At 67.9% G+C, this 10312-nt stretch carries 12 protein-coding genes and 3 pseudogenes; 6 read left to right on the top strand and 9 right to left on the bottom strand.

Translation table 11 applies throughout. The features are described 5' to 3' along the window. Window positions 1–518: 518 nt before the first annotated feature. From ACZ4XD_RS35135 to ACZ4XD_RS35125, 3 genes are all read right to left on the bottom strand, one after another. Window positions 519–689 (bottom strand): hypothetical protein, encoded by a 171-nt coding sequence (locus ACZ4XD_RS35135; protein ID WP_468049158.1) that lies wholly within the window; start codon window positions 687–689, stop codon window positions 519–521. Window positions 690–744: 55 nt separating this feature from the next. Next, entirely contained in the window at window positions 745–1389 is a 645-nt protein-coding gene (locus ACZ4XD_RS35130) for a recombinase family protein (protein ID WP_468049156.1), read from the bottom strand. 108 nt (window positions 1390–1497) lie between these two features. Then, window positions 1498–2379 carry a helix-turn-helix transcriptional regulator gene (locus ACZ4XD_RS35125; protein ID WP_468049154.1) on the bottom strand — a complete coding sequence of 294 codons (882 nt, stop codon included), beginning with the start codon at window positions 2377–2379 and terminating at the stop codon, window positions 1498–1500. 139 nt (window positions 2380–2518) lie between these two features. Between ACZ4XD_RS35125 and ACZ4XD_RS35120 the strand changes: the two genes are divergently transcribed. The 4 genes from ACZ4XD_RS35120 to ACZ4XD_RS35105 all read left to right on the top strand — a co-directional run bounded on the left by ACZ4XD_RS35120 (window position 2519) and on the right by ACZ4XD_RS35105 (window position 5041). Continuing rightward, window positions 2519–2782, top strand: a complete 264-nt coding sequence (locus tag ACZ4XD_RS35120; protein ID WP_468049152.1) for an Atu4866 domain-containing protein — start codon at window positions 2519–2521, stop codon at window positions 2780–2782. A gap of 144 nt (window positions 2783–2926) precedes the next feature. After that, window positions 2927–3685 carry an SDR family NAD(P)-dependent oxidoreductase gene (locus tag ACZ4XD_RS35115; RefSeq protein ID WP_468049150.1) on the top strand — a complete coding sequence of 253 codons (759 nt, stop codon included), beginning with the start codon at window positions 2927–2929 and terminating at the stop codon, window positions 3683–3685. 162 nt (window positions 3686–3847) lie between these two features. After that, a complete protein-coding gene (locus ACZ4XD_RS35110; RefSeq protein ID WP_468049147.1) occupies window positions 3848–4615 on the top strand; it encodes an SDR family NAD(P)-dependent oxidoreductase in 768 nt (255 codons plus the stop codon). Window positions 4616–4894: 279 nt separating this feature from the next. Continuing rightward, on the top strand, window positions 4895–5041 hold the full coding sequence (locus ACZ4XD_RS35105) for a hypothetical protein (RefSeq protein WP_453188510.1): 147 nt from the start codon (window positions 4895–4897) through the stop codon (window positions 5039–5041). Between the two features lie 137 nt (window positions 5042–5178). Here ACZ4XD_RS35105 and ACZ4XD_RS35100 read toward each other — a convergent pair whose 3' ends face one another. The 3 genes from ACZ4XD_RS35100 to ACZ4XD_RS35090 form a co-directional block, all read right to left on the bottom strand. After that, the gene (locus ACZ4XD_RS35100) at window positions 5179–6393 is read right to left on the bottom strand and encodes a hypothetical protein (RefSeq protein ID WP_468049143.1); all 1215 of its coding nucleotides are present in this window, start codon (window positions 6391–6393) and stop codon (window positions 5179–5181) included. A 249-nt stretch (window positions 6394–6642) separates the two neighbouring features. Beyond that, a complete protein-coding gene (locus tag ACZ4XD_RS35095) occupies window positions 6643–7074 on the bottom strand; it encodes a type I-E CRISPR-associated protein Cas5/CasD (protein WP_468049176.1) in 432 nt (143 codons plus the stop codon). Window positions 7075–7198: 124 nt separating this feature from the next. Continuing rightward, the gene (locus ACZ4XD_RS35090) at window positions 7199–7858 is read right to left on the bottom strand and encodes a hypothetical protein (RefSeq protein ID WP_468049139.1); all 660 of its coding nucleotides are present in this window, start codon (window positions 7856–7858) and stop codon (window positions 7199–7201) included. A gap of 11 nt (window positions 7859–7869) precedes the next feature. Here ACZ4XD_RS35090 and ACZ4XD_RS35085 point away from each other — a divergent pair. Together ACZ4XD_RS35085 and ACZ4XD_RS35080 are read left to right on the top strand one after the other, a co-directional pair. Next, window positions 7870–8226 (top strand): annotated as a pseudogene (locus tag ACZ4XD_RS35085) (restriction endonuclease fold toxin-2 domain-containing protein); the annotation flags it as partial. 67 nt (window positions 8227–8293) lie between these two features. Continuing rightward, the gene (locus ACZ4XD_RS35080) at window positions 8294–8752 is read left to right on the top strand and encodes a hypothetical protein (protein WP_468049181.1); all 459 of its coding nucleotides are present in this window, start codon (window positions 8294–8296) and stop codon (window positions 8750–8752) included. A gap of 349 nt (window positions 8753–9101) precedes the next feature. Here the strand turns inward: ACZ4XD_RS35080 and ACZ4XD_RS35075 are convergent, their stop codons facing one another. The 3 genes and pseudogenes from ACZ4XD_RS35075 to ACZ4XD_RS35065 all read right to left on the bottom strand — a co-directional run. Next, on the bottom strand, window positions 9102–9629 hold the full coding sequence (locus tag ACZ4XD_RS35075; RefSeq protein WP_468049135.1) for a hypothetical protein: 528 nt from the start codon (window positions 9627–9629) through the stop codon (window positions 9102–9104). A gap of 154 nt (window positions 9630–9783) precedes the next feature. Next, a pseudogene (locus ACZ4XD_RS35070) lies at window positions 9784–9906 on the bottom strand (IS5 family transposase); the annotation flags it as partial. A 24-nt stretch (window positions 9907–9930) separates the two neighbouring features. Beyond that, window positions 9931–10254 (bottom strand): annotated as a pseudogene (locus ACZ4XD_RS35065) (transposase); the annotation flags it as partial. Window positions 10255–10312 lie beyond the last annotated feature (58 nt).

Genomic DNA, 10312 nt, shown 5'->3' with positions numbered 1-10312 from the left:
GCCGGACGAACTCCCACTCGGCATCCGACAGTTCATGGCGACGTATCACCCGACCATGATCCACCACCCGAGATCATTTGAAGACACTGCCTAGACAGATAGCGCACCGCAGTGGATCGACTGGAACTTCCGCCGCTATCTGGGCAGCTTCGAGTCCTGCGAGGGTAGTTTCCTTCGATCGAGCGTCGCCCTGCTGAGTTCAGCGTTCGTGGTTCGTCGTCACGCGATGTCCAGTGCTTTCGGCGGCGAACGCGCAGAACGGTTCGATGACCCGGCGGTAGCTGAGCGGATCGAGGTCCTGCCGCCGGCCCACTGTTCCCACGGCCCGTTCGAGGCGAGGAACCGAGCCGCGTGATTGGTGCCGCGGGAGGTGTCTGGGTGGGGCCTGCTGGCGGTCGGCTACGACCTCGGCCGTTTCCACGCCTACTCCCTTACCGCGCCCGCGACCGCGGCCCGGTTGAGGCAGGAGTTCGGCCCCGGTGTCCTAGCTCAGACACCAGCCGCAATGTAGCGGGTGATCATACGCTCGCCGTCATGGCGGCCTTCTCGTCGTGCTCGCGGAGCATTCGCATGACGGTGGCGGGTGAGGGGTGCTGGCCCTTCTTCGTGCCGATGGTGATGACGAGCCGCTTGGCGATGTCACGCAGGCTCATCTCCTGGTCGCGCAGGTGGAGGGCCATGGACAGCATGTCCGGGTCGGTGACGCCCGCGCCGCCGATGGTCTTGCCGCGCTTTCGGGCGGACTCATGGCCTTCGAGGGTGCCGGTCGCGGATGTACTCGCGCTCCATGCCCGACATGGCCGCCAGCACGGTGAAGACGATGCCGGAGGGGTCGTGCGAGCCCTTCAGTTCCCCGGTGAGGAACTCCAGTCCGACGTCACTGGCCTTCAGTTCCTCGGCGAGCATGGCGAGTTCGATGCCGCGGCCGAGCCGCCTGTGCTCGTGGACGACGAGGGTCATGGCGGCGCCGGAGGGGCGGATCTCCCCGGCGAGCTTCACGACGGTCTCCAGTTCGGGGCGCTTCGTGGCGCGGGTGGAGATCTTCTCCGAGAAGATGCGGGTCACCCCGGCCGCGGCGAGGGAGTCGAGCTGCGCGTCCAGGGACTGCCGGGCGGTCGAGGCGCGGGCGTAGCCGAGGCGGACGTGTCCGACCGGTTCGGCGCCGGCGCTCACGGGCCGGGGCAGTTCGGTCCACGCCGAGCCGGGCTTGCGTACGGCGGGGGTCGGCACGCTGAGGGCCTTGGCGAGGTGGGGCACGAGGCGGAAGCGGGCGGTGTGGTACTGGATGGCCACCTTGCCCTTGCCGGTCCGGCAAGGGGAGCCCGCGGGGGCCACGCAGGAGGACATGGGGCAGTCGCGCGATTCCACGCGCTTGAAGTCGTCGCTCACACCTCGGAGCGTTTCATGGGTGCGTTCGTTTGCAACAACTCATGAAACACGATTGCCGCAGGTGGGCCGCCGGGCGGCCGAGTGTTTCACGAGCGAGGCGAAGTCGCACTACCGGTGCGGGTCTCCGGGTTGTGTTGGCTGATCAGCTGTGTGCTGGGAGCGGTCTTGGCGCCGGGCGGCGTGGAGGGAGCCGAGCAGGTGGAGGGAGTGGGCGCTGGGGCTGCCCGGTTCGGCGTGGTAGATGACGAGCTGCTGGCCGGGTGCCTCGCGTACATCGAACGCCTGGTAGGTGAGCGTGAGCGGGCCGACATCCGGGTGGAGGAAGTGTTTGGCGTCCTGCGTCTTGCCTCGCACGGTGTGGGACTGCCACAGGCGCGCGAAGTCCGCGCTGTGCTCGGTGAGGGTGCCGACGAGTTCGCGCAGCCGCGGGTTGTCCGGTTCGAAGCCGGTCGCCTCGCGGAGGTTGGCGACGGTGGCTTGTGCCGCCCGGTTCCAGTCCGTGTGGAAGGTGGGGCCGGCCGGGTCGAGGAACGTCATGCGGGCGAGGTTGTCCGCCGGGGTGAACGCCAAGTAGAGGGCTTGGGCCAGCGCGTTGACCGCGAGGAGGTCGAGGGTCCTGTTCATGACGAACGCCGGGGTGTTGGGGTAGCCGTCCATCAGCTGTCGCAGGGCGGGGCTGACGCGCTCGGTGCGGCGAGGCGACAGCCGGTCGGCGGGGGCGGCCCCGGCCAGCCGGTACAGGTGCGCCCTGGCGTCCTCGTCGAGGTGCAGCGCAGGACTGAGAGCGTCGATCACCTGGGGCGAGGGGTTGCGTTCGCGGCCCTGTTCTAGGCGGGTGTAGTAGTCGGCGTTCACTCCGGCCAGGACGGCGACCTCCTCGCGGCGCAGCCCGGCGCCTCTGCGGGTCCCGTGGCTCGGCATCCCGACGTCGTGCGGGCGCAGGGCGGCGCGGCGTGCGCGCAGGAAGTCCCCCAGATGGTTGTCGTCCACGTCCTCAGGCTGGGCGGCGCGCCGCCGTGCTGCCTGGGTGTGGTGCACCCAGGCAGCAAGCGTCCTGGTCGGTCATCGCTGACCTGCGCAGACTCGGTGGAGCGGGAAGGACCGCACCGTTCGAGGAGAGGAGGCCGCCATGGCCGCGATCGAGGACGGCCACGTGGACGTGGTCGGTATGTGGGTGACCGAGGACGGGCACATCCGGCAGGAGCTGCTGCCGGACGGCCGTTACGACGAGGCTGGTGGCGAGCGGGCCAGTGCGTACACCGGCCGTTACACGGTCACCGGTAGTCACCTGGACTACGTCGACGACACCGGGTTCACCGCCACAGGGGACATCCGCGACGGAGTGCTCTACCACGAACACCTCGTGCTGTACCGAGAGTCGAGCCCGTCGTAGCGGGGCGGCGAGTGTAGCGGGACAACGGGGTTCGGGCAGCAGCTGGTCCGGTCGGGATACCGACTCCTCGTGGGAGCGGACCGACTGCCGAGGCAGGCAGCAGTCGCTGACAGACGTATCAAACGCAAGGGAAGGACCGTATTCATGACCGGACGACGTCTTGAGGGCAAGGTGGCCCTGATCACGGGCGCGACCGGGGGGATCGGTGCGGCGACCGCCGAACTCTTCGCCCAGGAGGGCGCCCGGCTGGTGATCACCGATGTAGCCCGGGACCCCCTCCAGAAGCTGGCGCGGCGCATCGAGGCGGGTGGCGCGGAGGTGGCGACCGCCCTCCTCGATGTCTCCTCCGCCCGGGAGTGGGAGGAGGTGACGGCCCTCGTACGCGATCGTTTCGGAGTGCTGGACGTGCTGGTGAACCTCGCCGGAATCCTGGACTGGCCGGGTATCGAGGACACGCGGGAGGAGGTGTGGGACCGCGTGATCGACGTGAACCAGAAAGGCACCTGGCTCGGTATGAGGGCGGCGATGCCGCTGCTGCGAGCGAGCGGCAACGCGTCGGTGATCAACACCTCGTCCGTGCTCGGCCTGGTGGGCAGCGGCGCGGCCGCGGCCTACCAGGCGTCGAAGGGCGCGGTGCGCCTGCTGAGCAAGACGGCCGCGGTCGAGTACGCACGGCAGGGCGTACGGGTCAACTCGATACATCCCGGAGTGGTCGCCACACCGATGATCCAGGACCTCCTGGACGAGCAGGGCGACCAGCAACCGGACATCCAGCGCACCCCCATGCGCCGAGCCGGCCGCGCCGATGAGGTCGCCCCCGCGATCCTCTTCCTCGCCGGCGACGACTCCTCCTTCGTCACCGGCTCGGAACTCGTCGTCGACGGCGGCCTCACCGCACACTGAACAACCCGCCCGCCGGGCGTCCACGACGCCTCCCGTGCGCACGCACGGCAAGCGCGCTCATCTCCTGTGCCGTCTGCCTCGTGAGCGCGTGACCGTACAGCAGCCCAGACAGCCGGCGCGGGAAACTGCGCGCGACCCTGATCTTTACGAGAGGACCTCATCATGACGCCCACCGCCGCGTCTGCCGAAGCATCCGAGTTCGCCGGGAAGACCGCCCTGGTCACCGGGGCCGCGCGCGGCGTGGGCAAGGAGACCGTGGCACTGCTCCATGCCCGTGGCGCCCGCGTCGTCGCCGTCGACCTGCGTCCCGACGTCACGCCCCTGAGGGACGAATTCCCCGGCGTACTCGCGATGCGGGGCGACATCACGCGGGAGGAGACCGCCGTCCACGCGGTCCGCTCGGCGCTGGACACCTTCGGAGGACTGGACATCCTGGTCAACAACGCCGGACGCACCCTGAACAAACCCGTCACCGAGACCACCGCCGAAGACTGGGACACCGTGATGGCCGTCAACGCCCGCGGATCCTTCCTCTGCGCCCGAGAAGCCTTCCGGGCCATGCGGCGCCGGGGCGGCGGGAGCATCGTCAGCACCGGGTCCTACGCCGGCACGGTCGCCCTGCCCGAAGGCGCCGCCTACAGCGCGTCCAAAGGCGCCCTGGCCCAACTGACCAAGGTGCTCGCCGTCGAAGGCGGACCATGGGGCATCCGCGCCAACCTTGTCGCCGCAGGCGTCATCGAGACCGACTTCCTCGACACGATCCGCCCCGACAGCCGCGCCTACCTCGCATCGTTCGCCGACGCCCAGCCCCTGGGCCGAGTCGCACAGCCCGAAGAGATCGCCGAGGTTCTCTGCTTCCTCGCCTCACCACGCTCCAGCTTCATCACCGGAGCCGTGGTACCCGCGGACGGCGGCTTCACCGCCGTCTGAAGTGACGGGGCCGATCAGCCGTTGCTCGGACACACCACCCTGCCTGCCGGACGGCGGGTTGCCGGAAGTTCGTCATCGTGTCTCCGCACGTGATCGACCGGCGGTGTCTGTCGCGCCACGGGCACGGGGCACCGTGAGCCCCAGGTCGAGTCGCTGGTCCATGTCCAGGCGGAAGGTGCGGATCGCCCCGCCCTCCGCTGCGCGCACCGCTCCTGCCGGCCCGGCTCCGGGCACCGCACAGGGTGGCCGCCGGCCGCGGCCACCTGCTCATGATCGGCCGTGCCGAAATCAATGTGGCACCCTCAACTACGCCTGGGCAGCGCCATCGGCGGACTCTTCCCCACCCTGGCCGCTGCCGCCCAGCGCAGGGCTTCGCCCGCTTCCCTCGTTCAGCAGATCGCCCAGGCGCAGCGCCACCAACGCTGAGCGCCGCAGCCGGCCGCCACGGAGCCGAGGGCGCGCCCGAGTACTTCCGGGCGCGGCATGCCGTGTTGCCCTGCCCTCGATGTGTTGCGGTGACCTGGTGCGTCATGCGGATCAGGGCGTCCGCCGCAAACGTCGTTTCAGTGGGAATCCTGCAGGGCGCGGAACGAGTCGAACCAGACGGTGGTCCGCCCGACCTTTCCGTTTTCCTTCCGGACGGTGCGGTTCGCGTACAGGGGGTTGAGAATCCACGGCTTCTTGTGAGCGCCCCAGCCCGTCTGCATGGATTTGATCTGCGTCACCCCGTAGGTCGCCACCGCGAGCTTCCCGGTCTCCCGGAACATCCGCATCTGCTGCGTCAGATAGTCCTTGTGGGGCGCGAACCACGGACTCATCGCGAGGAAGTCGTCCCACCTCTTCTGGGGGAAGGGCTTCTCGATGGCGTTGCCGATCACCTGCCACACGCGGGTGTTCGGGGGCACCTTGTACTTCTCTGCGTAGGCCGCCGGGATCTTGTCGCCCATGTGCTGTTCCCAGAGCTGTACCAGAGAGAACTCCGTGGCGAGAAATTTCTTGTTCTTGTCCAGGCGGGACACGACGTACTGGACGTACTTGCCGGCCGCCTCCAAGGAGTCAACGTGCGGATGGATGTCGAGGCCTTCCAGCTCCGGCTTCCTGTTGACGAAGGTGACCCACCGCTCGGTGGCCGGCGTACGCCCCTCCTTCGTGTCGAGGCGATTGAGAGCACCCATGTACAGGCGGGTCCTGCAGCCGTGCGGGAACTTCTTCCTGCGGTATTCGATGACGTGCTCGGCGACGTGCTCGTAGAACACATTGAGGCGTGCGTCGCGCTCGTCCTTCCCGGTCTCGAGGAAGGGCTCGTTGCCGATGGTGAGGATGTCCATCTTCCCCATGACAGCGTCCAGCACCCCGTCCACGCGCTTCAGCTGCGTTGCCATCTCCTTGCTGCCCACCTTGGGAAGCGACTGCCCGAGGGTCAGGAAGGGGAACTTCAGGGAGAGAATCGTCCGGAAGTCCTTCCCGCTCGCGTCGAGCAGCCTGGCGATGGATTGCTGCTGGGCCGGCGGGTGCGCGTCGAGGTCGTCCGTCATCGGGACGAAGCCGCGCACCCACTTCGCCGAAAGGGCGCTCACCTCGGCGAAATCCATGTCGGAGGGATCTTCGTTGAAGTTCACCCCGAGCGCGCCGTCCGGCGCCTCGCCGATGGGCGCGCTGCCGCTCCGCGCATTCGTCTGCGTATTCGTCTGCGTATTCGTCTGCGAACTCCCCTCGCCGCTCGCCTCCTTACTGCCCTGGGGATTGCAAGCCGCTGTGAGGAGGGCCGCGCCGGACACTCCCAGCAGCCAACGACGCGAGGTCGGCCTCACGAGGGACGGCGTACCGCGCGTGTCAGGTTGCGCGGACGACTCGTACCGCATTGCTGTTCTCCGATTCTGGTGACGTCATCGCCGGCCGTCTTCCCCTACCGGCGCCGCCTGTGGCGCTGCGGCCGGGCGGGCGTCGCTGAACTGCCCTTGCCGACAGGCAGCCTTGTCCTGCACGCGACGCCCCGGTGCCGGTCCTTGCATGATCAACGTAGTTCATCAGAGACGGACAGCGCACAGACCGGCTCCCCCCGGCGGAGCAGCCGCCGGGAACACAAGGCCGCACTCCGCGCTACGTGGAGAGCGAACACTCAGTAGAGGGGCAACTCCAGCCCCCGGGGTAGAAGGGCTGCCGGCTGCCGCGGAAGGCGAGGTCGGCGAGGGCCAGCGCGCCCGGCGCAATTCCTGGACCAGGCCGCAGCCGCAAGATCGAGGCTGGGGCCGGGTCAGCGGTAGGTGCACGAGGTGGTGGAGCGGGTTCGGGGGCAGGCCGAGTAAGAGCGGGCCCCGGGGCGGGCAAGAATGCCGCCCGAGGTAGTGCGACCATTGTGGTGCGAGCAGGGCTTGTTCGCTGACGCGGAGGATTTCGGGGGCGCCGGTGAGGCAGGCGGTGAAGGCGGCGTCGGCGAGGTAGCAGCGGTACGAGAGCAGGGTGCCCTGTGGGCGCTACCTGTTCCTCCAGCCAGTGCTCCGCATCCGAGATGGCAACTGCCAGCTGAGCCTGGAGTTCGCCCACACCGCTGATGGCGGCGAAATGGTTCTGCACGGGCTGCGTCTATTCCCGTACAAGACCGTCAACTCGGCTGAGGTGGAGGCACTGCCTGCCGATGCGGTAAGGGCGTGGGGTGCCGTCGGGGCTGACGGGTTGCGGGAGGAGGAGAACGTCGCGGAGACCTCCAATGCCCGCCCAGCCGGTGGGGGTGTCGGTTTCGGGTCCACGGCCGGTGAGCCATCGGTGGTCGATTTGGATGGTGCGGGCCATGAGGTTGCGGATGGTGGTGGTGTCGTTGGGGTTGATGGTGGTGGGGAGAGGGGCGTGGGTGGCATCGCGGTCGAGGTGGGGTGTGCCGTCGGGGCTGGTCCAGACGGGGAGGATGCGGGCGCTATCGGCTCCGAGGCGGGTGACGAGTCGATCTTCGTCGTCAATGGTAGTGAGGGGATGGAGGTCGCGGATGGGGCGGGTGGGAGCGGGGATGGTGGCCTGGACGGCGATGGTGCGCATGGCCTGTTCGGTGGCGATGTCGTTCATGCCGGCGTCGATGGCCCAGTCGGCGGTGTAGACGGTGTCGACCAGGTGTTGGACGTCTTCGGGGATGTTGCAGACGCCTGCGGGGAGGGTGGTGAGAGCGTCTCGGGTGCGGGTGAGGAGGTTTTCGCTGTAGACGGTTCCCCAGTTGCGAGGCGGGAGTTGGCCGGTGGGGATCAGGACGGTCATGGCCGGGTCGGGTGCCCAGTGGGGGCGTTCTGGGCGGTCGTGGCGGTGCAGCGGCCCGCGCGCAGGAGGTCCCGATCGATCCGCGCAAGTCAGCCCTCGGCACCCTGATGGTGGACGGCCTGCGCAACACCGACGGCATGGCGGTGGAAGCGAAGTTCGTCAAGAGGCCGGGATGCACGTACCGGAACCTCGACGACCTGCAGAACAGCGACAGCTTCCAGGAGAAGGTGCTCCACAAGAAGGACGAGAAAGAGCTGTACAAGTACAAAGCGGCGATCGAGTACCCAGCCCACGCTGGACGCTTACGCGGCGTAGAGGTCGCCACCAACGACCCCGACGCCGTGCCCTACTGGGATGCCCTACTCGTCGCCCACGGGGTCAACGGCTACAGCCGACACGTGGCCTGTCCCAGATGGCGATCGAAGAGGATGGGAAATGAGCGAAGACGCCGGCAACTTCCGAACCATGTTCATCTTCAGCCCGCCCGAAGGCGTTCCCCAGGGATGGGGCCTCACCTTCCCCGCCTTCGCCGACGCCTTGCGCGCGAAGGAGCCCGAGGCGGTCGTGGAGGCATGGAGCGGGCATTACACAGGTGAGACGCTCTCCTTCCAGTTCCGCGCATCCAGCGGCGAGATCAACGAAGGGATGATGGGAGTCGAACCGAACGGCGTAGCCATCGAGGACTGCACCGCCGCCGAAGCGGCCGACTTCGCCAGCTGGCTCCAGCAAACCATCGTGCCAGCCGATAGCGGGCTCATGGTGAACATCCGTGAAGGCGTCGAGTGGGAGTTGCCACTGGCGGAACTTCGCAGCGGGACGCCGGCCGAGCTGGAACAGTGCCTGGTCGAACACGTTGACCAAGTCCTCCGACATGAGGAGGAGCAGCTCGGTTAGCCAGCAGTGCCTCCCACCACCTGCCGGTCCAGCCGCTTCAAGGCTCTCAGCAACTGACCACGCCTCCAACCGCCGACACCCCCTGCTCGACTTCCCTTGAATGCCGCACACGGGCCGCAGGTGAGCGAAGGTGAAGGCGTGGACAGGCGAGATGACCACTCGCCGGCGAAGACGGGGAGGCCGGCACGGGTGGGAGACCAGGACACAGCGGCGAACGGAGCTCGTCCCCAGCGGCAGGGCCGGGCCTGGACGAAGACGAGGGCGCCGACCTCATCGCAGAGATCCGTGAAGGGAACGGTGACGCCTGCGGCCACCCCCACCATGAGGGGCAGACCTGACGGCTCCTAACTTATGCGGATCCGTCCACTGACGGAGCTGGGGCATACGGCTCGACCTCATGCCACGCCGGCGGGCCTCCAAGCTGCCAGTCGAGCGGCAACTGCGATCCGTCCAGCGAGGCACGGGCCGCATTAACGAAACGCATCTGGCCCTCAACCAGGGCGGTGTGGATTGCCTGCAAGTCCTCGCGTGTCTTGGGCGAGTTGTCGACCAGTTCACAAAAGCGTCCCACGGCCCCCGTCAGCTCTGAAGCAGCCGCCGCCACTTCACACGGCGCAACCAGACTGATCGTGGTCAGTGCCGAGTGCCACGGCACCCAATCAGCCGTATGGGGCCGGTCCTCGAGGAACGCCTCACGAAGTTCCATCTCCAGCGTGGCGAACGCCTGCAAGAAGGCCGCATACGCAGCCGTCCGATTGTCCCTGATCCACTGCTGATTCTGACCCCGCCGTCCGACCACGCCGCCGGCGACAACACCTACGAGCGTGGCGGCAACGCCACCCGCGCTCGAGATCACCAGCTCCCACGGAACAGCCAAGGCAACTCCCCCCACGCCGAACAGGCCACTTACCGAACAAGGCTCAGCCCAGAAGCCCAGACCCTAGCCGATCACGGCGGACCCGCTCACCCGGCCTTGTCGAGATGACCAACCAGCGACTCGCCGAATCGCACTGGCCCCCACCCATCGAGGTCGGCGTGACCCCTTTCATCTGGGGCGTGCGTTGGACGCTTTCGAGATCGATGCCGAGGGCGGCGGCGTGCTCGACGTAGTGATTGCGGTAGCCGCCGTCGCCCCAGAACCTGCGGATGGTGGGACCGCGACGGCCAGCTGGTCGAGGAGGCTTGACCAGATGGAACACCTCTCGGGCGGCGTAGCGTTTGAGGCATCGGACGATTTCGCGTCGGGTTTTGCCCTCCTTGGTGCGGCGTTCGTAGTAGTCCTGGGTGCGCGGGTCGAAGCGCAAGCGGGTCTGCACGATCCTGTGTAGGGCGGCGTTGGCCTGCCGGTCGCCGCCACGGTTGAGGCGACGGTACTGCCGACTACCGGAGGAACGCTCGACGGGACTGACCCCGCACAGTGCGGCGAAGGGCGCCTCACTGTGCAGGCATTCCGGATTGTCCCCCATCGTGATCAGCAAAGTGACGGCCGTGTCCGGACCGATCCGGCCGAGCAGGGAGACGACGAGATCGCCTTCGCCGAGGAGAAGATCGACAGACGGT

The organism is Streptomyces sp. NPDC029466 (assembly GCF_055574515.1).
The sequence above is the reverse complement of the archived record's forward strand: the minus strand, read 5'-3'. Positions and strand labels throughout refer to the sequence as shown.

Excerpts from the sequence above, each read along its gene's own strand:
- ACZ4XD_RS35135 (WP_468049158.1), bottom strand. The coding sequence starts at position 689 with ATGCTGTCCATGGCCCTCCACCTGCGCGACCAGGAGATGAGCCTGCGT.
- ACZ4XD_RS35120 (WP_468049152.1), top strand. The coding sequence starts at position 2,519 with ATGGCCGCGATCGAGGACGGCCACGTGGACGTGGTCGGTATGTGGGTG.
- ACZ4XD_RS35115 (WP_468049150.1), top strand. The coding sequence starts at position 2,927 with ATGACCGGACGACGTCTTGAGGGCAAGGTGGCCCTGATCACGGGCGCG.
- ACZ4XD_RS35110 (WP_468049147.1), top strand. The coding sequence starts at position 3,848 with ATGACGCCCACCGCCGCGTCTGCCGAAGCATCCGAGTTCGCCGGGAAG.
- ACZ4XD_RS35090 (WP_468049139.1), bottom strand. The coding sequence starts at position 7,858 with ATGACCGTCCTGATCCCCACCGGCCAACTCCCGCCTCGCAACTGGGGA.
- ACZ4XD_RS35080 (WP_468049181.1), top strand. The coding sequence starts at position 8,294 with ATGAGCGAAGACGCCGGCAACTTCCGAACCATGTTCATCTTCAGCCCG.